Genomic DNA, 24,391 nt, shown 5'->3' with positions numbered 1-24,391 from the left:
ATTACCCCACCGGGCCGCTGACACCAAAACGGGCCCGGCGGAGCAATGTTTTCGCAGGTCAGTCGCGGTCGGCGAGAGTTACCTCGACGCCGCCAACCAGGTCGCTGCAGAGGTTGTAGATGAACGATCCGATCGTGACGAGTGCCGTGAAAAGCACCATGTTCGCGATACCGATCAGTGCGGCGTAGCCGAACACCTGGCCGGCCGTCACCAGACCGTCGGAGCCGCCGTCGGCAACGATGTCGGTGAACGCGTTGTTCAGGCGATCCCAGACGCCCATGCCGTCGAGAACGACGTAGAGCAGTCCGACGGCCACCATCCACACGAAGAACAGCGACACCGAGATCACGGATGTGATCTTGAGCGTGGACCACGGGTCGATACGACGGATCTGGACCGTTGCGCGTAGTGGCGCACCGTCCACGACCGAAGCCGATACGGCGTGAGTTTTCTCACCCTTCACCGCAGCAGGCAACGGATGCTTGGCCTCGGAGAGGTCAGGCATGTCCTTCGGAAGATCCTTGCGATCGATGTGCCGAGTCGGCCCGTCGATCGCGGCGGCTTTTGCTTTCGGATTAGCGACCGTGGGATTGGCGACCGTGGCGTTTGCAGCCTTGGGATTTGCGCCCGAGGGTGCAACAGCCTTGGCTGCTGCCGCGCCGGCGACGCCACCGGTAGCTGCGGCAGCCGCCGTTCCTGTCACGACGGGACGTGCCGACGGGTTGCCGGCAGGACGACCCGTCTGTGCACCGGCAGCGGGGCGACCCGCCTGTGGCTGTCCCTTCGGCGCACCACCCTGCGCGGGGTTTTTGGCCGGACCACCCTGCGCCGGACCACCCTGCGCCGGGCCTGCCGCTGCAGGACGCTGCGGACCCGCAGGCGGCTTACCCCCGGCAGGAGCTGCCGGTCGACCCGCAGGAGCACCAGCGCCGGCTGGGCGCGTGATGTTGGTCTGCGGCTGACTTTGCGGAGCCTGATTCTGCGGTGGCTGAGCCTTCGACGCCGGGGCCTTGGACGCCGGGTTCTGAGCAGCGGGGTTCTGAGCAGCGGGGTTCTGAGCTGGCTGCCCCTGCGGCTGACCCGACGGCTGGGGTCCGCGTTGCCACGGCGGCGCCTGGCTGCCACGAGCCTGATTGGCCACCGGTTGCGGCGGAGCCTGACCGTCACCCTTTGCCGGAGTTACCGGCGCAGCCGGAGCCACAGAAGGAGCGGAAGGAGCTTGACCCTTGGCCGCACCCGCGACGTCGGAAGCCCCACCCGCCGGCTTCTGAGCCGACGGGCCGCGAGGCGGCTCCGGTGCCTTGGGCGCCGGAGCTGCCTCGGAAGCTTTGGGTCCGCCGTCCGCTGGAGCTGCAGGTTTCGAGGTCTGCGGCCCCGCCGGAGCAGTTGCCTGCTCCGGCTTCGGTGGCGTCGAACCTGAAGTGCTTTCGCTCTTCTGGTCACTGCCCGGCTGGTTGGGAGTGCTCACTAGGACTCCTTAGCTCCATCGGCATTGTCTGCGTTGTCGGTGGTCTCTGCAGCGAGCTCTTCGGGCTCGTCGGCGTTGCGCGCAATCGCGAGCAGTGTGTCGCCTTCGCCGAGGTTCATCAGACGCACGCCCTTGGTCTGGCGTCCCGCCTTACGAACCTGCTTGGCAGCCGTCCTGATGACGCCGCCGCCCGAGGTGATCGCGTACAGCTCGTCGTCGTCGTCGACGATGAGCGCACCGACCAGAGTGCCACGTTTCTTGTCGTACTGAATCGTGAGCACGCCCTTGCCGCCGCGACCCTGCACCGGGTAGTCCTCCATGCCGGTTCGCTTGGAGTAACCGCCCGACGTGGCGACCAGGAGGAACGTTCCTTCACGAACGACGTTGAGCGAGAGCAGCTCGTCGTCACCGTTGAAACGCATGCCCTGGACACCGGAAGTGGCGCGGCCCATCGGACGCAGTGCCTCGTCGGTGGCCGAGAAGCGGATCGACTGGCCCTGTGCCGAGACGAGAAGGAGGTCGTCTTCGGCGGAGCAGAGGACAGCGCCGACCAGTTCGTCTTCACCGCGCAGGTTGATGGCGACGATGCCACCGCTGCGGTTGGAATCGAAGTCGGTGAGCTTGGACTTCTTGACCAAACCGTTGCGAGTGGCGAGCACCAGGTAAGGCGCGTCTTCGTACGTCTTGATCTGGATGACGGACTGGATGCGTTCGTCCGGCTGGAATGCCAGCAGGTTGGCAACGTGCTGACCGCGAGCTGTACGGCTCGCCTCGGGCAGTTCGTAAGCCTTGGCGCGGTAGACGCGGCCCTTCGTGGTGAAGAACAGCAGCCAGTCGTGCGTCGACGTGACGAAGAAGTGCGAGACGATGTCGTCCTGCTTGAGGCCGGCACCCTGAACACCCTTGCCGCCGCGCTTCTGCGAGCGGTACAGGTCGGTCTTGGTGCGCTTGGCGTAACCGGTCTCGGTGATCGTGACGACGACGTCTTCGCGGGCGATCAGATCCTCGTCGTTGACGTCTCCGTCGGCGGCGATGATGCGGGTACGACGGTCGTCGCCGTACTTGTCGACGATTTCCTTGAGCTCGTCACGAACGATCGCGCGCTGACGCTCCGGGCGAGCCAGAATGTCTTCGAGGTCCGCGATTTCGAGTTCGATCTCTGCCAACTCGTCGACGATCTTCTGACGCTCGAGGGCGGCCAGACGACGCAGCTGCATGCCGAGGATGGCGTCGGCCTGGATCTCGTCGACGTCGAGGAGTTCCATCAATCCGGCGCGAGCGATGTCGACGGTCTGCGACGCACGGATCAAGGCGATGACCTCGTCCAGAGCGTCGAGGGCCTTGACCAGACCGCGCAGGATGTGGGCGCGCTCCTGTGCCTTGCGAAGCAGGTACCTGGTACGACGGACGATGACCTCGAGCTGATGCGCCGTGTACAGACGGATCATCTGGTCGAGGCGCAGCGTGCGCGGCACTCCGTCGACGATGGAGAGCATGTTGCAGCCGAAGCTGGTCTGCAGCTGGGTGTGCTTGTAAAGGTTGTTCAGCACGACCTTGGCAACGGCGTCACGCTTGACGGTGACGACGATGCGCATGCCGACGCGGTCCGAGGACTCGTCGTGGATGTCGGAGATGCCACCGATCTTGGCGTCACGAACCTGCTCCGCGATGGAGGTGATCAGGTTGTCCGGGTTGACCTGGTAGGGCAGCTCGGTGATGACGATCGTGGTGCGGCCCTTGGCATCTTCTTCGATCTCGACGACGCCGCGCATACGAACGGAGCCACGGCCGGTGGTGTAGGCGTCCTGGATGCCCTGTCCACCGACGATGAGCCCGTGCGTGGGGAAGTCGGGTCCCTTGATGCGCTCCATGACGGCCGCGAGGGTGGCTTCCTCGTCCGCTTCGAAGTTGTCGAGCGCCCAGTAGATGGCCTCGGCAACTTCACGCAGGTTGTGCGGCGGAATGTTGGTGGCCATACCGACGGCGATGCCGTTGGAACCGTTGATCAGAAGGTTCGGGATACGGCTGGGCAGAACCGTCGGTTCCTGCGTCTTGCCGTCGTAGTTCGGGGTGAAATCGACTGTCTCGTGGTCGATTTCGCGCAGCATTTCCATCGCGAGCGGCGTGAGCCTGCACTCGGTGTAACGCATGGCGGCTGCGCCGTCGTTGCCGCGGGATCCGAAGTTTCCCTGACCGTCGACGAGCGGGTAACGCAGCGACCACGGCTGGGCCATACGGACCAACGTGTCGTAGATCGAGGAGTCGCCGTGGGGGTGGTAGTTACCCATGGTCTCGGCGACCGGTCGGGCAGACTTCACGTATCCGCGGTCGGGGCGATATCCGTTGTCGTACATCGCGTAGAGCACGCGGCGGTGCACCGGCTTGAGTCCGTCGCGGACATCCGGCAGAGCGCGACCGACGATGACGCTCATGGCGTAGTCGATGTAGCTGTTCTGCATTTCCTGCTGGATGTCGACCGGTTCGATCCGGTCGTGTTGCGGACCGTCCGGTGGCAACGTGGTGTCGGTCATGAGCTCACTTTCTTAAAAGAGGGGGCAAGCCCCTGTGCGCGGAAAAGGAGTCCGGGGACTCCTCAACCACGCACAGGGCCGCAGGCCTACACGTCGAGGAAACGAACGTCCCGGGCATTGCGAGTGATGAAGCTGCGTCGTGCTTCGACGTCTTCGCCCATCAGCACGCTGAACAGCTCGTCGGCAGCAGCCGCGTCGTCGAGCGTGACGAGACGCAGAACGCGCACCGTCGGGTCCATCGTGGTTTCCCACAGCTCCTTGGCGTTCATCTCGCCGAGGCCTTTGTAGCGCTGGATGCCGTCGTCCTTGTTGATCTTCTTGCCGGACTCGAGGCCGGCCTTGACCATCGCGTCGCGCTCGCGGTCGGAGTACGCGAATTCCGGCTGCGCACCCTTCTGCCACTTGAGCTTGTACAGCGGCGGCTGCGCGAGGTAGACCTTGCCGTGCTCGACGAGCGGCCGCATGAAGCGGAACAGCAGCGTGAGCAGCAGCGTTGCGATGTGCTGACCGTCGACGTCGGCGTCGGCCATGAGCACGATCTTGTGATAGCGCAGCTTGGCGATGTCGAACTCGTCGTGGATGCCCGTGCCGAACGCGGTGATGATCGACTGGACTTCGGTGTTCTTGAGGACGCGATCGATACGCGCCTTCTCGACGTTGATGATCTTTCCGCGGAGCGGGAGGATCGCCTGGTACATCGAGTCTCGGCCGGACTTGGCCGAGCCGCCTGCGGAGTCGCCCTCCACGATGTAGATCTCGGACTTCTCCGGATCGTTGGAGCGGCAATCGGCGAGCTTGCCTGGCAGGCCACCGAGGTCGGTCGCGCTCTTACGGCGGACCAGCTCACGCGCCTTACGTGCGGCGACGCGGGCCTGCGCCGACGAAACAGCCTTGTTCACAATGGTTTTCGCGTCGGCGGGGTTCGCCTCGAACCAGTGCGCGAGGTGCTCGTTGCACGCCTTCTGCACGAAGGACTTGACCTCGGTATTGCCGAGCTTGGTCTTGGTCTGACCCTCGAACTGGGGTTCACCGACCTTCACCGAGATGATGGCCGCGAGTCCTTCACGGATGTCGTCACCGGTGAGCTTGGGATCTTTGTCCTTGAGCAGCTTCTTTTCGAGCGCGTACTTGTTGACCGTTGCGGTCAGTGCGGCGCGGAAGCCCTCTTCGTGGGTACCACCCTCGTGGGTGTTGATCGTGTTGGCGAAGGTGTGCACGGACTCCGAGTAGCCGGAGTTCCACTGCATTGCGACCTCGAGCTCGTGGCCGGTGCCCTTGGCGGTGAATCCGACGACCGAGTTGTGGATCGGGGTCTTGCTCTTGTTGATGTGCCGGACGTAGTCCTCGAGTCCACCGGGGTAGTGGTAGATACGGGTCTTGGACTTACGCGGCGCTGCCTGAGCAGCTTCTTCGGCTTCTTCGGCAGCAGACTTGGGAGCCTCGGCCACCTCGGCAGCTTCGTCGTCGATGACCTCGGCGCGCTCGTCGGTCAGCGTGATGGTCAGGCCCTTGTTGAGGAAGGCCATTTCCTGCAGACGACGCGCAACGGTCTCGAAGTTGTAGCGGGTGGTCTCGAAGATCTCGGGATCCGCCCAGAAACTGACGGTGGTGCCGGTCTCCTTCGTCGGGTCGCCCTGTACGAGCTCTCCCGGCTTGGAATCGGTGTACGTCTGCTGCCACCGGTAGCCGTCGACCTTGATGTCGACGTCGAGCCGGGTGGAAAGCGCGTTGACCACCGAGATACCGACGCCGTGCAGACCACCGGAGACGGCGTAGGAGTCGGAGTCGAACTTGCCGCCGGCGTGCAGCTGGGTCAGCACGACCTCGACGGTGGGGACTCCGGAGGCGTGCATGCCGACCGGGATGCCACGGCCGTCGTCGATGACGCGGATTCCGCCGTCTTCGAGGAGGGTGACCTCGACCTTGGTGGCGTGTCCGGCCATCGCCTCGTCGACCGAGTTGTCGACGACCTCCCAAATGAGGTGGTGCAGGCCGCGTTCACCGGTGGAACCGATGTACATGCCTGGACGCTTACGTACCGCCTCGAGTCCTTCGAGGACGGTGATGGACGACGCGTTGTAGTCCTTGCTGGAAGTGCTTGTATCTGACTTCTGGGCAGCCACGGGTGGGTAGCTCTCCTTCTCCGTCAATACTCGAGCGCAGCCGTCAGCAAGCCCTTGCGGGTGTCGTCGGAGCGGGTTCGAGAATGTTGCCGCTAGTTACCGTTGACCATCTTACTGGTAAGCACCGACTAGAAGCGGCCAATGACACCCCTGGCTGCGCCGCAGACGAATTTTTACGATCCCCGGAAGGTGAAACGCTAGGAACTTTGCTTCTCCGAGCGACGCTCTCTCAGGCTCGCGATAAATGCCCGCGCATGTTCGGCAACCTCGCCCGGATGTGAAAACGGTGACCAGTGTCCCGCGGCAATTTCACGTCGCTGCAGGTCGGAGGCCCATTTTTCGGTGTCTTCGTATCCCACCGGACGAACGGCTTTGTCGTACTTGTTCAGAATGAGCTGAACAGGCACGTCCGTGTACCGATCCCGCGGCTTGCCGAGAGACGGCCGGATGTTAGCGCGATAAAGCTTGAGTCCGTTCACCATGTCGTCGGCGATGGTGGGCGCGGTGTTGACCACACGGGGGTCCAGACCGTCGAAGAAGCCCAGAAATGCCGGCCAGTGCTTGGAGAACCACAGACGCAACGGAAGGGTGCACAGCCCGGGAATCTGGAACAGAACGGTGTAGGCCGACGCAATTCCCTGCGCCGCCGGGCCGAGGAAACGACGCTTGGACGCGCTCGCCCGGATCCACTTGCCGAGATGATCGAGATTGGGGCCCGAGATGGACGAGAACGACGCGATCTTCTCTTCGGCACCCGGCTCGCAGACCGCTTCCCACGTTTCGACGGATCCCCAGTCGTGCGCGAGGACGTGCACCGGCTTGCCCGGGCTGACCGCGTCGATGACGGCAAAAAGATCGCCGGCCAGTGCGCTCAGTTGGTAGTCCTGCACCCTCGAGGGGATTGTGCTCTCACCGGCCCCGCGGCTGTCGTAGCTGACGACGCGGAAGTCGTCTGCCAGCAAAGGCACGATGCGGTTCCACAGTTCATGGGTGTCGGGCCAACCATGCACCAGGACGATGGTCTCGCCGTCCGCCTTGCCCTGCTCGAACACGGCCAGGCTGACGGAACCGTTGGTCACGCGACGCGCGGTCACGGCATGGACAGGAGAGTGCTTCGACATTGTCGAACCCTTCGGAGTCGGGAAATATCTAGAGATCGAGAACGAGACGTCCACCGTCGGAACGGGATACGCAGATGAGCATCTCCGTTTCCTGTTCGGTGTCGGTCAGACGCCTTTCGCGGTGATCGGGTTTACCCGCGAGCACCTTCACACGACAGGTTCCGCAGAAACCCTGCTGACACGAGTACCCGACACCGGGCAATGCCTTCTTGATGACGTCGAGCGCGGACTCGTCGGCGGGCACGGCGAGTACCTGACCCGAATTGACAAGCTGCACTTCGAATTCCTTGCCGTCGATCACCGGCGGAGCCCCGAACCGCTCGAAATGCAAAGCGGTGGAGGGTGTATCGCGGAAACCGCGGCGGACGGCATCGAGCATCGGCGTCGGGCCACAGCAGTACACGGCGCCGCCGACCGGCGCTCGTCCGAGAAGGTCTGTGGTGGTGGGCAATCCGAACTCGTCGTCCGGGCGCACGAAGACACGCTCGGGATCCCAGGTTGCGATCTCGTCGAGGAACGGCATGGATTCACGGGAGCGGCCCGAGTACACGAAGTACCAGTCCATCCCCAATTCTCTTGCCGCACGGACCATTGCGATGATCGGCGTGATACCGATGCCGCCGGCGACGAACAACGCGCTGCCTTCTCCGACAAACGGGAAGCCGTTGCGTGGTCCGCGTACCGTGACGTGCTCACCGGGCTGGAGAGCGTGCATCTCGATGGAACCGCCACCGCCGTCGGGGATCCGGCGCACCGCGACGCTGTACCCCGTGCGGTCGGCAGGGTCGCCGCACAGCGAATACTGACGCCGCAGACCCGAAGGTAGATGGAAGTCCAGGTGCGAACCCGGATGCCACGGCGGAATCGGTGAGCCGTCCGCGGATTCGAAGCGCAGGCGAACGACGTTCTCGTCGGTCGCCACCACCTCACGCTTGCTGACCACCATGTTCATGGCCGTGTCAGGGTTGTGGCCCGCGATATCGGGGTTGTAGTCGTAGGCCGTCAACACGCGAAGGTACTTGTCCGCCAACAACTCCGTGATGCGCATGGCGCGGTCGGGACGGTTCTTCCCGGACAGATCGGGTGGAGCCGGAAAACGCGGCAACCCGTCGTGACCGGAGATGACGTCCTTGACCCTCGAGAGTGAAATCACCGTGCGGCCGCCTGGGCTGCGGGTGACGACGCCAGGTATTGCACCGCCTGGGCGGTCGAGCCCTCTTTACTGGGGTGGTACGACTTGCTGAAGTAGGTCGACATCCGCTTGGCCAGCTCGAACGACGTGGGAACTGTGCCTCGCTTACCCGCCGCGATGAAATCGGACAGGTGGGGGCGTCGACGGCTGGGGGCCTGAGCGGCAAGTTCGGGATCGTTGCGCATCAGGAACCTGGTGCCACGAATCCACAGCCACACCAGTACCGGCGTGACGACGATCTGGGTTCGGATGCGGCGTGTCTCGCGCTTGTCGAAGTAGCGCATCACGTCGTACGCGACGGAGCGGTGTTCTACCTCCTCGGCACCGTGCCAGCGGAGCAGATCGAGCATGGTCGGGTGCATACCGGCTTTGTCGAGTCCCTTGGCGTTGAGCACCCAGTCGCCGAGAAAAGCCGTGATGTGTTCGATTGCCGCGATGATCGCCAAGCGCTCCACCAGGTGATTCTCGGCACGCAGTCCTGTCATCGGACGCGGTCCGAGCAGTTTCGAAAAGGTCCATTCCATCTGCTGGGTGTACGGCGTCGGATCGAGGCCGTTCTCCTTGAGATGGACCAGGACGCCCGAGTGCGCGTTGGAGTGCATCGCCTCTTGGCCGATGAATCCGACGACGTCTTCACGGAGCTTCTCGTCCTCGATGAGGGGAAGAGCTTCCTTGAAGGTCTCGACAAACCATTCCTCACCGGCAGGGAGGAGCAGATGGAGCACGTTGAGAACGTGTGTGCTGAACGGATCGCCCGGAATCCAGTGCATGGGCAGATCGGACCAGTCGAACTCGACATTGCGAGCCTGCAACAGGATGTGATCCGGCTCGGCGAACGACGAAGCGGGTGTCGATATCTTCTGCGACATCTAGCTACTCCTTCATGCCTGCCGATCGGTGGGGAACGACAGCCTTGTGACACAGTTCACTCACTAGCGAGTTTTAACTGTAACACGAAGTAATAGGTAGAACCAGGGCCTGGTTGAGTTTTCCTCAGCCGTACGTATCGCGAGGTCCGCGGCCTTTCACATGCCTTTCTCCCTTGCGCCAGCTAGGCGCACTCGGACCGGTGATCCGCAGTGTCTTCACGACGCCGTCACCGACGGCAGCAGCGATCTTGGCCAGAATCTGGGACTGCATCATGCGCAACTGGGTAGCCCACGCCGTCGACTCGGCGGAGATGCTGAGAACACCTTCTTTCAGAGAGATCGGCTCGGCGTGCGCGGAGATGTCTTCTCCGACGACCTGCGGCCACCGACCGAGGACCGTGCCCTCGGACACCTTGGGGGACCACCCACGCGATTTGGAGATAGCGCTGGTGAGAGCACCGAACGGCTGAGGGTCCCGCGCATCCGGGCCGGGGCCGGACCAACCGCTGCGTCGACGCGGACGGCCACTTCCGTATTTGGGCGACGAGCGCCCCTGCCCGACGGCCTTGCCGTTGGCTTTGGCTGTCGCGCGTGCCTCCTCGAGGGCACGGCGCGCCAGATCGATCCCCTTGAGCTCGGGCTCCGGAGCCGCGCTGCTGTCTTCAGTCATCGAACTCGACCTCCTGATCCGTCGAGCCTACGGGCACTATCCGGGATATCCGACCGTCTCCGGTATCGGAGGCTTCGACGCCGAACTTGGCCGCCTCGAGTTCGTCCGGTACATCCTCGGGAACGGCGGCCGTGATCAGCACCTGTTCGGCGGTGGCTGCAACGGTGGCGAGCGCACGACGCCGACGACGGTCCAACTCCGCGAATACGTCGTCGAGCATCAGGACCGGGTCGCTGCCGTCGGCGCGCAACAGGGCAAAACCTGCCAGCCGCAGCGAAAGCGCAAAAGACCACGATTCACCATGGCTTGCAAAGCCTTTCGCCGGGCTGTCACCGAGAATCAGCTCCAGATCGTCCCGATGCGGACCGACCAGACACACTCCGCGATCGATTTCCTTCGACCTCATCTGTGCCAACTCGAGATGGAATCTCTCCTCGAGGTACGCAACGTCGTCGATACCGGAAATCCTTGCAGGGTCGGTGAATTCGGGATCCAACGAGGACCCCAGACTGCTCTTGTATCGAATCGACGCCGGCCGGGATTCGGGTGCGATGGAACGATACGACTCCGCCAGGTGGGGCGCCAGATCATGGACCAACTCGAGGCGCCCGGCCAACAATTGTGCGCCGTGAGCGGCCAGATGCCCGTCCCACACCTCGAGGGTGGAGAGGACGTTGTCGGACTCGCCACCACGAGAACCGCGACGCAAAGCCGCACCGGCAGTTTTGAGTAGGGCTGAGCGCTGACGCAGAACTTTGTCGTAATCCGCACGGACAGCAGCCATTCGGGGTATCCGGGACGTCAACAACTCGTCGAGATAGCGTCGACGATCGCCAGGATCTCCGCGAACCAACGACAGGTCTTCCGGCGCGAACATCACCGACTGCAAAATCCCTAGCACTTCGCGTGGGCGACGCGTCGGAGACTGATTTATCCTGGCGCGGTTGGACTTTCCCTCGATCAGTTCGACGTCGATGGTCAGTTCGCGTCCGTTGTTGACCACCGTTGCACCGGCAAAAGCACTGGCGGAACCGCTGCGGATCATCGGTGCGTCCGTGGACACTCGATGAGACGACAGCGTCGACAGATACCCGAGTGACTCGAGGACGTTCGTCTTACCGTGCCCGTTGGAACCGAGGAACACGGTTGTTCCCGGCGTGAGGTCAAGCGTCAGCGAATCCCAGGATCGGAAGTCACGCAGCGAAAATCTACGAACGAACACTTAGCTTCCAGAAGCCGAATTCTTGGGCGAGGCGCTCTTGACGGCGTGACCACCGAACTGATTGCGCAAGGCCGACACCGCCTTCATGGCCGGTGAATCATCCTGTCGTGAAGCAAATCTCGCGAACAGAGCAGCGGAGATGACGGGAGCGGGCACAGCGTGCTTGATAGCTTCCTCGACCGTCCAGCGGCCCTCACCGGAATCCTCGGTATAGCCCGTGATCTGCGCAAGCTCCGGATCTTCCTCGAGGGCGTCGACAAGCAGATCGAGCAACCACGAACGTACGACGGTTCCCTTCGACCAAGCTCGGAGCACGCCCGGAACGTCCGCGATCAGGCTTTCCGCCTCGAGGAGCTCGTACCCCTCGGCATACGCCTGCATCAGGCCGTATTCGATGCCGTTGTGCACCATCTTCGCGTAATGACCAGCCCCGACGGGGCCGGCGTGGACAAAGCCGTCTGCAGCGTCGCCGTCGGGGCGAAGGGCGTCGAAGATCGGCATTGCCTTTGCCACGTCGGGCTCGGATCCGCCCACCATCAGGCCGTAGCCGTTCTCACGGCCCCAGATGCCACCGGAGACACCGCAGTCGAGGAAACCGATCCCACGGGCACCCAGAAGCTCGGCATGGACAGCGTCGTCGGTGAAGCGAGAGTTTCCACCGTCGATGACCAGATCGCCGCCCTCGAGGGCATCCGCCAGTTCGGCAATGGTGCTCTGGGTGATGTCACCGGCCGGAACCATCACCCAGACGACTCTAGGTCCCTCGAGGGAAGCAGCGAGTTCGGCAAGAGACCCGACGTCGGTGACTTCCGGTCGAGGGTCGTATCCGATCACCTCGAGGCCATGCGCGCGCAAGCGCTCACGCATGTTGAAGCCCATCTTGCCGAGACCTACGAGTCCGATCTTCATACTGTTCTCCCTGGTCAGGCGCGAACTGAAGTGCGGGGTTCCACTCAGCCCGGAAGGCGAACCGGCATCAGCAGGTACGTGTACTCGCTCGAGGGCGCAGCGAAGTTACCGGACTCGTCTGCCGTGGGCTCTTCCTCGGCCGCGGGGCGAAGAACAGCCGGACGGCTGGGAGTGGTGAAGCCGAACAGAACGTTTTCGCTGTGAAGCGAATTCAACCCGTCGATCAGGTAACCGGGGTTGAACGCAATGGTGAGTGCTTCGCCCTGGAACGACGCGTTGAGCGTCTCTTCCGCGCGGCCGGCGTCGTCGCCACCCGCAGAGAGGAGCAGGCCGTCAGCGGAGAACTGCATGCGAACCTGTGCGCCACGTTCGGCGACGAGTGCTACACGCTTGATGGCTTCGATGAGAGGCGTGACCTCGACCGTTGCCATCGCGGTGTGCTGAGCGGGCAGCAACTGACGGAACTTCGGGAACTCGGCGTCGAGGAGGCGCGTCGTGGTGCGGCGTCCGTCGTTGACGATGCCGAGGAGTCCGTCGTTTCCGATGGTCGTACCGGAGCCGAGAGCCAACTCGACCGGCGAATTTGCATTGCCGGCAAGCGTTTTCGCGGACTCGGACAGAGTCTTGGCCGGGATGAGAACAGCAGCCTGGACGTCAGGATTGGCCGGAGTCCACTCGAGTTCACGCACGGCGAGACGGAAGCGGTCGGTAGCGGCGAGGACGATCGAATTCTGTTCGATCTCGACACGGATACCCGTGAGCATCGGAAGGGTGTCGTCCTTGCCGGCTGCAACGGCTACCTGGCTGATGGCTTCGGAGAACAGGTCGACGGGAATGGACCCGGACTGCTGCGGAAGCGTCGGAAGCTGGGGGTAGTCCTCGACCGGCATCGTGGGCAGGGAGAACTTGGCGCTTCCGCAGGAGATGAGCACGCGAGTGCCCTCGAGGGTCACATCGACCGGCTTGTTGGGAAGCGACTTGGTGATATCGGCAAGGAGGCGTCCGGAGACGAGTGCCTGACCTGCAGTTGTGACATCTGCCGAGACGCGGACCTGCGCGGATACCTCGTAGTCGAACCCGGAAACGGTGAGGCCGGCTTCGGTTGCGTCGAGAAGAACTCCGCCGAGAACCGGCACGGGCGGCCTCGAGGGCAGGCTACGAGCAACCCACGCTACTGAATCAGCGAACTCTTCCCGGGAAACGCGAAACTTCAGGCTTCCAAGCTCCATCGCCGGGTTATTCCTCTCGGTAGGCATGTTCGTCTGCTGCGGATCTGCATCAGCTCACTTGAAGTCTGACACAGACCAAGCGATGCCCACCGTATGCCCTCGAGGGCGCAAGTGGAAAGCCGAAGCCGCGGCGAGCGCAGCCTGAGGCGAGGTTCTCAACAGGAGTTGTCCCCAGAACTATTTTCAAAGAGCTTTTCCTAGGAAATTCTCAGTAGTAGTAATAAGTCCTGTGCAATCTGTGGAGCAACGGTTGTCGACGCTGGTAGGTCCCCTCGAGGGCCTGTGCACTTCTCGAGGACAGACTCGAGGACCAATCGACCCCCTCTGTGCACTCTCTGAAAGTTTTCGGATTCCTCCTCGAGAACTCCACAGACTTTCGGAGTTATCAACACACTTATCCACAGATGTGAATACTTTTCACAAGAAACGAAGAGTTTGTTCTCATCGGCGTGTCTGACTCCGGCGTGTCGTCCCTCGAGGTGACCAACCGCCCTCGAGGGGACCGCACGTGGAACCTTTCGAATACACCGATGCCGCTCGAGGGAACCTCTGCCTCGAGCGGCATCGATCGAAATAAGTGCAGGTCAACGCTTGGAGCGCTGCTTGATCCTTGCGGTCAACTCCTGAACCTGGTCGTACACCTTGCGGCGTTCCGTCATTTCCTTACGGATCTTCTTGTCGGCGTACATGACCGTCGTGTGGTCACGGCCGAACGTCTGACCGATCTTCGGCAAGGACAAATCAGTGAGCTCACGGCACAAATACATCGAGATCTGGCGGGCCTGAGCGAGTGGCCGGGCCTTACCCGGCCCACACAGGTCGTCGATCGACATGTTGAAGTATTCGGCCGTCACCGCCATGATCGTCGCCGCGTTGATCTCGAGGCTCGACGAATCGGGCATCAGATCGCGCAGGACCACCTCGGCCAACGTCAGATCCAACGGCTGGCGGTTGAGCGAGGCAAAAGCGGTGACGCGGATCAACGCGCCCTCGAGTTCACGAATGTTGCGCTCGATACGGCTGGCGATCAACTCGAGGACGTCGTGCGGGACCTCGAGGCGATCCATCCTCGCCTTCTTGCTCAGAATCGCGATACGCGTCTCGAGCTCAGGCGGCTGAACGTCGGTGATCAGGCCCCATTCGAAGCGCGTCCGCAGACGCTCCTCGAGGGTTGCCAACTGTTTGGGCGGACGGTCCGAGGAAACGACGATCTGCTTGTTCGCGTTGTGCAAGGTGTTGAAGGTATGGAAGAACTCCTCCTGAATACCTTCCTTGCCTTCGATGAACTGGATGTCGTCGACCAGCAGGACATCCGTTTCCCGGTAGCGACGCTTGAACGCGACCTTGCGGTCGTCACGAAGACTGTTGATGAAGTCGTTGGTGAATTCTTCGGTCGAGACGTACTTGACCCGCATGCCGGGGAACAGTCGCTGTGCGTAGTGGCCGGCCGCATGAAGAAGGTGCGTCTTGCCCAGGCCCGAAGCTCCCCAGATGAACAAGGGGTTGTACGCACGCGCCGGCGCCTCCGCGATCGCGACGGCAGCGGCATGAGCGAATCGGTTGGACGATCCGATCACAAAAGTGTCGAAGGTGTACTTCGCATTGAGGCTGTTGGCGCCGGACCCCGAAGCAGAAGGAGTAGCGGGCGGCTTCGTGAAGTACGACGGCCACGATTCGTGAACGCTCGCGAGTGCTTCGCGGTCGTCGTCGACTTCTTCGGTCTCGGCAGTCTCGGAGTCCGAAGGTTCGCCGTCGCCTTCGGTGAATCTGCGACGACGGTATGCGCCCGATGAGTTGACCGACTCGAACTGACGGCTGCCCGTGCGCTCCTCGACCGGTTCGGCGGGTGCGTCGGCATCGTCTTCGAGTGCGATGCGGACACCGAGTCCCTCGACCTGGCCGCCGAGATGGCGTCCGAGTGCCTGCAGGATCGGCTCGCGTAGATCGCGCTCGATCGTCTCTTGAGCAAATGGCGATGGAACCGAGAGGAGTGCAAAACCCTGAGCAAGTGTGAGAGGCCTCACCAGACGGACAAATGCCTTCTGCTTGCTGCTCAAAGCCGGAAGATTACTTCCGGGGTCATCACTCGTGAGTTCTGCAACCACGTCGACCCAGACCCGTGCGAGCGCGTTGGGATCGTCGTTCACGTGGTTCCTTCCCGTGTTTCGCCGACAGTGGGTGTGCTGCAGCTGCCGAGCGTATGGCTGCGGCGTCGAATGATTCGGTGGATTACCACCCGGGGTGAGAACCCCGTAACAGGCTACGAATATGCCACCTGGGCTGTGTTTCCACACAATTATCCACAGATGTGGACAAACCTGCACCGAGTCGGTTTTTTCGTCAACCAAATTCGTCAAAGTGACCGAGAAATTGATCTACCTGCAACTTTGTCGGAACTCGAGGCGTTCGCCACTTGGTGTCGGGGATGCGTCAACACTCACAGCCCTGTGGATGAATGTGGAAACTCGGGATTCGGGGTCGCGTCCGGTGCTCGTGCCCGTATGTGCTGATGAGGCCTTGTCGAGAGCGTGCGCGGGTGGAACTGTCCGGGTTGCCTTCGGGTCACCTGCGTTCCGTAGCGGAACTGTTGCCAAGGTCACACTTGCCGGCCCGCTCGAGGTCACGGCCGTATGCACACCGCGAACGGAATCTTCGGAATAATGGAAGTGTCGGCGTGTCGCCGCAGTTGCCGCGGGAGGGCCCTGAATCGGGCTGGTTTGACCTTGGCAACGGTGGTAAGTAACCTCGAACGGTCACCCGCTGGTGGTGATCGCTTCGTGCTGGCTACATATGTCAGGTCGGAACGGTCTTCCAAGCCACAACGAGTGAAGCTGATTGTTCTGTACCTGTTGTATCCAAAGGCGCCGTAAGGCGTCGATCACTGAATGACGCCGGGAGGCGTCAATGAACTTCGAGGAGTGTTGACCGTGGCCAAGGGCAAGCGGACGTTCCAGCCGAATAATCGCCGCCGCGCGCGTGTTCACGGCTTCCGTCTTCGTATGCGTACCCGTGCGGGTCGTGCAATCGTTTCGGCGCGTCGCCGTAAGGGCCGCGATTCCCTCACCGCCTGATCTGATTTCGAGTTCAGGAGCTCGGGGTGTTGCCTGAGCCGTTCCGGTTGCGTCGCCACGCGGATTTCTCCGTGGCGGTGCGACGTGGACGTCGTATGGGAAGACGCGACCTTGTCGTGCACGCGTTCGATCGCGAGCAAGTAGAGGCGCTGGTAGTAACAAATCACGGTCCCCGGTTCGGGCTGATCGTGAGCAAGGCTGTCGGGCCGGCGGTGATTCGACATCGAGTCGCACGCCGGCTTCGTCATATCTGTGCAGATTTCGTCGGACAGGTTTCACCGGAGACAGACGTGGTTATCCGCGCACTTCCGGGTGCAGCTACCGCCAGTTCAGCCGAACTGGCCAAGCAGTTGCGCGGGGGCCTGACCAAAATGAACCTATTGGTGTCGGTAAGTGAAGAGCCATGAGTACTCCGCTCTCTGAGCAGATCGAGACTCCCAGAGCCTCCCGTGTCATCACGGTGTTGAAGGCTGTGCGTCGCGCTCCCGCCACTGTTCTCATCTTCTGTATCGAGTTGTACCGGACGTATGTGTCGCCCTTGAGGATGCCGACCTGCCGGTTCACCCCCACCTGCAGTGAATACGCAGTCGAAGCGCTGCGCACTCACGGGGCGATCAAAGGCCTTTTCTTGACTGTGGTGCGGTTGGCGAAGTGTGCCCCCTGGCATTCTGGAGGGTGGGACCCTGTCCCTGCCCGTCGTGACCGTGATGCGGGTAGCCGCCATAGCTGTCCGGAAGCACGCGCAGCGTGTCACAGTCCGACGGACGAACAGAGGAGTACTTAGAGCCGTGCTCAATTTCATCTACTATCCGGTATCCGCGATTCTGTGGGTCTGGCACAAGGTCTTCGGGTTCATTCTCGGCCCGGACAACGGAATAGCCTGGGCGCTTTCCGTGGTGTTCCTGGTGTTCACCTTGCGTGCGGTTCTGTACAAGCCGTTCGTGAAGCAGGTCCGCACGACGCGTCAGATGCAGGAACTGCAGCCACAGATCAAGGCATTGCAGAAGAAGTATTCGGGCGACCGTCAGCGCCAGGCCGTCGAGATGCAGAAGCTCCAGAAGGAGCACGGATTCAACCCGATCATGGGCTGTCTCCCGGTCTTGGCTCAGGCTCCGGTGTTCATCGGTCTGTTCCACGTCCTGCGCTCGTTCAACCGCACCGGCACCGGCATGGGCCAGCTGGGCATGAGCGCCGAAGACAACCTCAACACCCCGAACTACGTCTTCTCGGCCACTGACGTCCAGTCGTTCCTGGATGCTCGTCTGTTCGGCGCGCCCATCTCGGCCGCGATCACGACGCCGGTTGCGCAGCTTCAGGCCTACGTCACCGAGAACGTTCCCGAGCTTCCGTCACGGCTGAACATCATTCTCGTGGCCGCTCCGCTGATGATCATCGCCAGCATCGCGACGCACTTCAACTCACGCGCTTCTGTTGCCCGTCAGAGCGAAGCAGCTGCCGCGAACCCGCAGTCCGCGATCATGAACAAGCTCGCCCTGTACGTCTTCCCGCTCGGTGTTCTGGTCGGTGGACCGTTCCTTCCGATCGCGATCCTCCTGTACTGGGTGTCGAACAACATCTGGACCTACGGTCAGCAGCACCTCGTCTTCCGCAAGATCGACGCGGAAGAAGAAGCCAAGAAGCAGGAAGCGATCACTCGCCGCAACGACAATGCGCCCAAGCCCGGTGCCCGTCCCGATCCCAGCAAGAAGAAGGGATCTCCGGCTGCGCTGAAGACCGCGGATTCAGCCGACGACGACGGTGACGCCCCGGAAGTTTCGCTCAAGAAGCCACAGCCGAAGCCCTCGGGTTCCAGTGGTGGTTCCACGTCGAAACCGAAACAGAACCGGCCACAGAGCAACCGCGGCAACTCCCCCAAGCGCAATAAACGGCGCTGATCCAGGAAAGAGAACGACCAATGTCCAGTGAAGCTGACATCGTTGTGGATGGAGAGAACGCAGACGTGAGCACCGAGACCACTGCGCCGGTTACCGATGTGGATGTAGACATCGACGATTCCGATGACGACCTGATCGAAGAGGGCGAGATCGCCGGCGACTACCTCGAGCAGTTGCTCGACGTTCTCGATTTCGACGGAGACATCGACCTTGACGTCGAGGGCGATCGGGCGATCGTCAGCATCGACGGCGGCGACGACCTGACCAAGCTTGTGGGACGTAAGGGTGAGGTTCTGGATGCTCTCCAAGAGCTGACTCGTCTGGCTGTTCAACAGTCGACCGGCGAGCGCAGCCGCTTGATGCTCGACATCGCCGGATGGCGGGCGGGCCGCCGCGAGGCACTCAGTGCTCTCGGTGCGGAAGCTGCACAGCGTGTTCTCGAGACCGGCGAACGCGAAGAGCTTGCTCCGATGACGCCGTTCGAACGCAAGATCGTGCACGACGCCGTCGCCAAGGTCGCCGGTGTTTCCAGCGAGAGCGAAGGCGCTGAGCCGTCTCGCCGAGTAGTTGTCCTCAAGGACTGACACTCCCCCCTTGATCGAATGCGGGCCCCGGATTTTCCGGGGCCCGCTTTTGTGTCCGAGAGTGTTTCACGTGAAACCGAATCCGGCGGCACGGTGAAGGTCAGGTGCCTATCGTTGTCGACACGGCCTATCTCTATTTCGGAACCTGTCGTCAATGAAGCGTCGTGAAGGGAAGCAATCTTGCTGATACGACCCGCGACACGGGCCGAGCTGGAAGAGCCCGTGGGGTTCGCGATGAACGATCCGGTCGAGTTCGTCGACACTGACTCGCTCCGGGAAGAGGTGGCGGCCGGACGGCTTCGTCCGGAATGGAGTTGGTTCGCCGTTGACGGCTCCAGGATCGTCGCGCGTGCCCTGTGGTGGGGGCGTGAGGACAGTGAGCGTCCGCTCGCCCTTGATTTCCTGCACGTGCTGGCTGACGTGCCGGATCGTGCTGCGCTTGCCGCCGAACTCATGTCGCGGGCGCACACCGAGTTCCATGCGAAACCTGAGTATGTGCTGGTCGTGCCGACCGCCGGGCAGGACGCGAATTCCGCCGTCGCAGACGCCGTGTCCTGGCGTCGTGAGGCGGCCCAGGCGGCCGGACTGACCGAGATCATCGAGCGGCTGCGTTTCGAGTGGACGCCTGCGGCCGGTGTGCCCGCCCCCTCCGAGCGTCTGACTTTCCGTCCCGCCACCGATGAGGAGTTCCTCGCGGTGTTCCAGCGGGTCGCTGTCGGCAGCCTGGACGTCGCCACGCAACGAGGCATCGCGGCTACGGACATCGTCAGCCAGGCCCGGGACGATCTCGAGTTCTACCGGTCGTGCCCCGGCGAACGATCGTGGTGGCGGCTGGCGGAGACCATGGACGGGACGCTGGTCGGCTTCGCGATCCCGTCCGCGACGCCCTACCACCGCAACGTCGGATACCTCGGAGTAGTGCCCGAGCTACGCGGGTGCCGCTACGTGGACGACATCCTCTGCGAGATCACCCGCTTTCACGCAGCCGATGGCGCCAATCGCATCACCGCGACCACGGACGTACCCAACACACCCATGGCCGCGGCGTTCAAGCGGGCGAACTACCAAGTGACCGAGGTCCGGATGGTGTTCGAGGCCCCGGCGGGCTGATCCGGGCCTCAACCGGAGGTTCGCTGCCGTCGTGCCGGCGCGGGCCTTTCTGTCCAGCTTGTCCGACGGTGTACGGGGTGACGCGGAGACCGCCGTGTACCAGGGGGTAAAGGTGGCCAGGTTCCAACTCGGCCCACATATCCTGCTGCAACGGTGTCGTACGAAAATAGAGGTCTCCAGATCCGGTCACCCGGTCGAGGAAGTGCCACCATCGGTTGCGCGCGCACGGCCGACTTGGCGCATTCGGCGGTACGCTCGGTCACTTGCATCGTCACCACAGCCACGGGGAAGTCGGAACAGAGGAGGTCGGCAGCGACCGAAACTTCGATCCCGAACGTCTCTCACAGGCGGGCGGCGATTCTTGAGAGCCGTCATGCTCAGCTTCATGATTGCCTTCTTGGCTGTCGGCGGGGCACTGTGCATGTTCGGATATTCGATCGACAACATGCCGTACTACATGTGAGCCCCTCCCCTCCCCCAGCGGAAATAGTCGGCCCTTCGTTTCACGTGAAACCGGATCGATGGTTGTTGCCCCGAGCCCTCGATCTCCATCCCAGATTGGTATTGGATGTCTACTGGATGGCGATCACGACCCAATGGCTTCTGGTGTGCCATCGTCAGCGCGAACCCCAACCTGACGGATGCGGCCGTGAACCAACTTCAGCCCGTCACCGTTTGCTTGCTCGATCATCGCGATCTGTGGGGCTTCGGCGCCTAGATCGCCGAGATCGGATCGTCTTCGGATATTTCGAATGTCGCGAACGGTTCGTCGTGCGCCGGAGTCGACGATCGTTCCGGAGATGCCAACTGGCGGATCTCGTGTTCGAGTCCCACCCAGTGTCGAGCCGGCATGGAACGACGGTGCAGTTCGATGAAGAAATTTATGTGGTGCGGATTGCTCAATGCATCTGCGACGGAGTCGAGGGCGAGCCCAATGCTGCGGAGTGCGTTCACCATCAGTCCAGAGGAGAGGGCGAACTCGCCATGCGCATCCTGTGATGCGAAGCTCCTTGGATTCGCGGTTTGTGATGCCAAGCCTCCGGCGTCCCGCAACAGGAGTGTCAAGCCGACGGATATATGGCTCGCAACAACCGGCGATGAGATACCGAAGCTGTCCGAGATCTGGAATCGAAGTCTGTTTTCCGAGTCGACCTACAGAGAGGATCTGACTGACCGAGTCCGTTCTGCAGTCCGACGTCGGCGATCTTTTGCAACGACTTTTTCATCGAAAATTGGTCTTTTTGGGTCAGAATTCCATCCATGTAACTACCCATGGCAGTTTCGTCACTGTGATGATACTAAGAATTGCGCTCCTATCTGCATTCGATCGCCCGGCCATGTTTCACGTGAAACGCGTCAGAATTGGAAGATTTTTCAGCGCAATGTTTCACGTGGAACGTGAACCCCTCCCCTCCCCCGCTTGAATTTTGGGCCGAATACTTCCCAAAGAATGAACGAGTCGGCAGACTCACAGCGAGTCGGTGTGCAGAAGCGAACACATGTCGGCTCCAGAGCGGATAATGATTTCGGTCTTGATTGTTGATTTCGCGGTTTACGCGGGAGGATGTTTCACGTGGAACAGAATGGTGCGGCGTCGGTTGACTGGGACGAACAAGAGACTGCGCGCGCAGTGTTCGGTGACAGATATGAGATCGCGGAACGGTATTACCAATCCCTGGCGACGGATGGTGTCGAGCGCGGGCTCATTGGTCCCCGTGAAGTCCCTCGACTGTGGGAGCGTCACCTTCTCAATTGCGCCGTCATCGGTGAGTTGATTGCCGAAGGCGAGTCGGTTGTGGACGTTGGAAGCGGTGCCGGTTTACCCGGTATCCCTCTCGCAATCGCCCGCCCGGACTTGAAAGTGACTCTGGTCGAACCGTTGCTCCGACGCTCGGTGTACCTCGCGGAGTTCATCGAGTCCAACGGATTGGACGTATTGGTTGTCCGAGGGCGAGCCGAGGAATCGGGTGTTGTGAAGGAAGCGGGCGGCGCGGATGTAGTCACCTCGCGAGCTGTGGCGCCTCTTGAGAAGCTGGCACGTTGGTCCCTCCCACTCATTCACGAGCACGGCCGGATGTTGGCACTCAAGGGTTCGAGCGCCTCCGAGGAGATCGAGCGAGACCGTACGGCGCTCACCAAGTTGGGCGCAGGTAAGTTGGAAATACTCGAATGCGGAGCCAAGATTCTCCGCACCCCCACTGTTGTGGTGAAGGCCGAACGTCTCCCGAAGCGCCGCCAGCGTTGATGATTTACACGCATGCAATCGAGAGCAATGTACAGATGATGAGAGCACCTAGTGATCGATTCCCAATCGAAGGAGCAGTCAATGTCGGGTCGATCTGAATCCGCCGTTTCACGTGAAACACCGAAGCAGCACACGAGTGCGGGTGCGGATCAGATCGTCAACGACGACGACAATTTCACCGCCCCCTACGCGGCGATCTCCTCGGAGGAGACCCCCATCGGGGCGGCCGCGCATCGAGCGAGCCAAGTGCTTCATCCCCATTCGGTGACGCTGCCGAAGCCGGCGTTCCGCCGCGTGATCACCATCGCGAACCAGAAGGGTGGCGTCGGCAAGACGACGACCACGGTGAACCTTGCGTCGGCGCTCGCTCTTCAAGGGCTCACTGTCCTTGTGGTCGATTTGGACCCTCAGGGCAACGCCAGCACCGCTCTGGGCGTCGTCCATACCTCGGGCACCCCGTCGAGCTACGAGCTGCTCATAGGCGAAGTGAAGGCCCCGGAGGCGATCCAGACCAGCCCGCACAGTGAGCGCCTTCTCTGCATCCCGGCAACGATCGATCTGGCGGGCGCCGAGATCGAATTGGTCTCCATGGTTGCCCGCGAGAATCGACTCAAAGGCGCGCTCAACGACAAGGTGCTCGCAGAGCTTGACGTCGACTTCGTCCTCATCGACTGCCCGCCCTCGCTGGGACTGCTGACCGTCAACGCGATGGTCGCTGCCAAGGAAGTTCTGATCCCGATCCAGTGCGAGTACTACGCCCTCGAGGGGGTCGGTCAGTTGCTCCGCAACATCGAACTCGTCCAGGCTCATCTCAACCCGGATCTGCATGTCTCCACCGTCCTTCTGACGATGTACGACGGGCGCACCAAGCTGGCCGACCAGGTCGCCGAAGAAGTACGCAAGCACTTCGGTGAGGCCGTTCTGCGCGCTGTGATTCCGCGCAGCGTGAAGGTGTCCGAGGCTCCCGGATACGGGATGACAGTTCTCGACTACGATCCGGGTTCACGTGGCGCCATGAGTTACCTCGACGCCGGCCGTGAACTTGCCGCCCGCTCTGCCACCACGACGACCCAGGAGCAGTGAGATGAGTCAAGCACGCAAAGGTGGATTGGGCCGCGGCTTGGCTGCTCTCATCCCCACTGGGCCGGCCACGGCGCCGGGTCTGGGATCGGCTGCAGCGGACGTCGTAATCGGCGTCGACAAGCGCAACCCCTCCCCTCCCCCACCGACCAAGGCGGCCCCGAAAACGCAGAAAGCCACCAAGGCGTCGGCTGCGAAGGCTCCGGTGGAAGCTGAGCCGGAGACCGAACTCGAGCCGACCGGCGCGGTCTATCTCGAGATCGAACCGAGCCTGATCGAGACGAACCCGAAGCAGCCTCGCAGCGTTTTCGACGAGGAAGCACTCGCGGAGTTGGTTCACTCGATCCGCGAGTTCGGCTTGATGCAGCCGATCGTGGTCCGTCGTCACGGTGACAAGTACCAACTTGTCATGGGTGAGCGTCGCTGGCGCGCGAGCCAGGAAGCCGGGCTGGAGAAGATTCCGGCGATCATTCGTGAAACAGATGACGACTCGATGCTGCGCGACGCGCTCCTCGAGAACATCCATCGAGTGCAGTTGAACCCCCTCGAGGAGGCAGCGGCGTATCAGCAGCTGCTCGAGGAGTTCGAAGTCACCCACGAAGAATTGGCCAATCGGATCGGACGTTCGCGTCCCGTCGTGACCAACATGATTCGTCTGCTGAAGCTGCCGGTGGCGGTTCAGCGTCGCGTTGCGGCCGGTGTACTTTCGGCCGGCCATGCTCGCGCACTGCTGTCCCTCGAGGCGGGTGCCGACGCTCAGGAGGTCATGGCGGCGCGCATCGTCGCGGAAGGAATGTCTGTTCGCGCGACGGAGGAAGCAGTCACTCTGGCCAACCGGGCGGATAATGAGATCGCTCCCCCACAGAAGCGCAAGCCCATCGTGATGCCGGGTCTGCAGGATGTGGCCGAGCGGTTGTCGGACTCGTTCGACACTCGGGTGACTGTCAGTCTGGGCAAGCGGAAGGGAAAGATTGTGGTCGAATTCGGCTCGGTCGACGACCTACAACGCATCGTCGGAATGATGGAAGCACAGAAATCCAAGTAGAGAACTCGGATGCCCGTTTGGTGACGT

General features: G+C 62.1%; 21 protein-coding genes. 9 read left to right on the top strand and 12 right to left on the bottom strand.

Annotated features, from left to right (window positions below):
* Positions 1 to 58: 58 nt before the first annotated feature.
* The 11 genes from GN300_RS10945 to dnaA all read right to left on the bottom strand — a co-directional run bounded on the left by GN300_RS10945 (position 59) and on the right by dnaA (position 15,481).
* On the bottom strand, positions 59 to 1,468 hold the full coding sequence (locus GN300_RS10945; protein WP_063315339.1) for a DUF3566 domain-containing protein: 1,410 nt from the start codon (positions 1,466 to 1,468) through the stop codon (positions 59 to 61).
* Positions 1,468 to 3,999 (bottom strand): DNA gyrase subunit A, encoded by a 2,532-nt coding sequence (gene gyrA / locus GN300_RS10940; protein WP_047272672.1) that lies wholly within the window; start codon positions 3,997 to 3,999, stop codon positions 1,468 to 1,470. The genes GN300_RS10945 and gyrA overlap by 1 nt, the downstream gene beginning before the upstream one ends.
* Positions 4,000 to 4,085: 86 nt before the next feature.
* On the bottom strand, positions 4,086 to 6,122 hold the full coding sequence (gene gyrB, locus GN300_RS10935) for a DNA topoisomerase (ATP-hydrolyzing) subunit B (protein WP_003942515.1): 2,037 nt from the start codon (positions 6,120 to 6,122) through the stop codon (positions 4,086 to 4,088).
* A gap of 197 nt (positions 6,123 to 6,319) precedes the next feature.
* Positions 6,320 to 7,243, bottom strand: a complete 924-nt coding sequence (locus GN300_RS10930) for an alpha/beta fold hydrolase (RefSeq protein WP_063315340.1) — start codon at positions 7,241 to 7,243, stop codon at positions 6,320 to 6,322.
* 28 nt (positions 7,244 to 7,271) lie between these two features.
* Complete coding sequence (locus tag GN300_RS10925; RefSeq protein WP_063315979.1) at positions 7,272 to 8,393, bottom strand: PDR/VanB family oxidoreductase; 1,122 nt, start codon at positions 8,391 to 8,393, stop codon at positions 7,272 to 7,274.
* A complete protein-coding gene (locus tag GN300_RS10920) occupies positions 8,393 to 9,304 on the bottom strand; it encodes a metal-dependent hydrolase (protein WP_003942578.1) in 912 nt (303 codons plus the stop codon). Before GN300_RS10920 ends, GN300_RS10925 begins: the two co-directional genes overlap by 1 nt.
* A gap of 124 nt (positions 9,305 to 9,428) precedes the next feature.
* Positions 9,429 to 9,974, bottom strand: a complete 546-nt coding sequence (locus GN300_RS10915; RefSeq protein ID WP_003942471.1) for a DUF721 family protein — start codon at positions 9,972 to 9,974, stop codon at positions 9,429 to 9,431.
* Positions 9,967 to 11,196, bottom strand: a complete 1,230-nt coding sequence (recF, locus tag GN300_RS10910) for a DNA replication/repair protein RecF (RefSeq protein ID WP_054828073.1) — start codon at positions 11,194 to 11,196, stop codon at positions 9,967 to 9,969. Before recF ends, GN300_RS10915 begins: the two co-directional genes overlap by 8 nt.
* Positions 11,197 to 12,105: a phosphogluconate dehydrogenase (NAD(+)-dependent, decarboxylating) gene (gene gnd / locus GN300_RS10905; protein WP_063315341.1), complete on the bottom strand. Its 909-nt coding sequence runs from the start codon at positions 12,103 to 12,105 to the stop codon at positions 11,197 to 11,199. It abuts the gene before it with no gap.
* A gap of 44 nt (positions 12,106 to 12,149) precedes the next feature.
* Positions 12,150 to 13,334, bottom strand: coding sequence for a DNA polymerase III subunit beta (gene dnaN / locus GN300_RS10900; RefSeq protein WP_007729165.1), 1,185 nt, complete (start codon positions 13,332 to 13,334; stop codon positions 12,150 to 12,152).
* A gap of 584 nt (positions 13,335 to 13,918) precedes the next feature.
* Positions 13,919 to 15,481 (bottom strand): chromosomal replication initiator protein DnaA, encoded by a 1,563-nt coding sequence (gene dnaA / locus GN300_RS10895; RefSeq protein ID WP_003942491.1) that lies wholly within the window; start codon positions 15,479 to 15,481, stop codon positions 13,919 to 13,921.
* A 780-nt stretch (positions 15,482 to 16,261) separates the two neighbouring features.
* On the opposite strand from dnaA, the gene rpmH reads away from it, so the two are divergent.
* The 6 genes from rpmH (at position 16,262) to GN300_RS10865 (ending at position 19,994) form a co-directional block, all read left to right on the top strand.
* The gene (gene rpmH, locus GN300_RS10890; protein WP_003942540.1) at positions 16,262 to 16,405 is read left to right on the top strand and encodes a 50S ribosomal protein L34; all 144 of its coding nucleotides are present in this window, start codon (positions 16,262 to 16,264) and stop codon (positions 16,403 to 16,405) included.
* A gap of 26 nt (positions 16,406 to 16,431) precedes the next feature.
* Positions 16,432 to 16,812, top strand: coding sequence for a ribonuclease P protein component (gene rnpA / locus GN300_RS10885; protein WP_003942450.1), 381 nt, complete (start codon positions 16,432 to 16,434; stop codon positions 16,810 to 16,812).
* The gene (gene yidD, locus GN300_RS10880; RefSeq protein WP_007729147.1) at positions 16,809 to 17,189 is read left to right on the top strand and encodes a membrane protein insertion efficiency factor YidD; all 381 of its coding nucleotides are present in this window, start codon (positions 16,809 to 16,811) and stop codon (positions 17,187 to 17,189) included. Before rnpA ends, yidD begins: the two co-directional genes overlap by 4 nt.
* 4 nt (positions 17,190 to 17,193) lie before the next feature.
* Positions 17,194 to 18,300: a membrane protein insertase YidC gene (yidC, locus tag GN300_RS10875; protein ID WP_003942570.1), complete on the top strand. Its 1,107-nt coding sequence runs from the start codon at positions 17,194 to 17,196 to the stop codon at positions 18,298 to 18,300.
* A gap of 20 nt (positions 18,301 to 18,320) precedes the next feature.
* On the top strand, positions 18,321 to 18,884 hold the full coding sequence (locus tag GN300_RS10870) for a protein jag (protein ID WP_003942504.1): 564 nt from the start codon (positions 18,321 to 18,323) through the stop codon (positions 18,882 to 18,884).
* Positions 18,885 to 19,118: 234 nt separating this feature from the next.
* The gene (locus GN300_RS10865; protein WP_042453666.1) at positions 19,119 to 19,994 is read left to right on the top strand and encodes a GNAT family N-acetyltransferase; all 876 of its coding nucleotides are present in this window, start codon (positions 19,119 to 19,121) and stop codon (positions 19,992 to 19,994) included.
* A gap of 714 nt (positions 19,995 to 20,708) precedes the next feature.
* On the opposite strand, the gene GN300_RS10860 is transcribed toward GN300_RS10865, so the two are convergent.
* A complete protein-coding gene (locus GN300_RS10860; protein ID WP_063315342.1) occupies positions 20,709 to 20,951 on the bottom strand; it encodes a hypothetical protein in 243 nt (80 codons plus the stop codon).
* Positions 20,952 to 21,558: 607 nt separating this feature from the next.
* Here GN300_RS10860 and rsmG point away from each other — a divergent pair.
* The 3 genes from rsmG (at position 21,559) to GN300_RS10845 (ending at position 24,364) form a co-directional block, all read left to right on the top strand.
* The gene (gene rsmG / locus GN300_RS10855; RefSeq protein ID WP_039973059.1) at positions 21,559 to 22,239 is read left to right on the top strand and encodes a 16S rRNA (guanine(527)-N(7))-methyltransferase RsmG; all 681 of its coding nucleotides are present in this window, start codon (positions 21,559 to 21,561) and stop codon (positions 22,237 to 22,239) included.
* An 81-nt stretch (positions 22,240 to 22,320) separates the two neighbouring features.
* A complete protein-coding gene (locus GN300_RS10850; protein ID WP_003942510.1) occupies positions 22,321 to 23,322 on the top strand; it encodes a ParA family protein in 1,002 nt (333 codons plus the stop codon).
* 1 nt (position 23,323) lies between these two features.
* Positions 23,324 to 24,364 (top strand): ParB/RepB/Spo0J family partition protein, encoded by a 1,041-nt coding sequence (locus GN300_RS10845; protein ID WP_007729136.1) that lies wholly within the window; start codon positions 23,324 to 23,326, stop codon positions 24,362 to 24,364.
* Positions 24,365 to 24,391: the final 27 nt, after the last annotated feature.

It is taken from the genome of Rhodococcus sp. Ni2 (genome assembly GCF_021352185.1).
Taxonomy (GTDB): Bacteria; Actinomycetota; Actinomycetes; order Mycobacteriales; family Mycobacteriaceae; genus Rhodococcus_F; species Rhodococcus_F qingshengii.
This window is presented reverse-complemented; position numbering and strand designations above follow the sequence as displayed.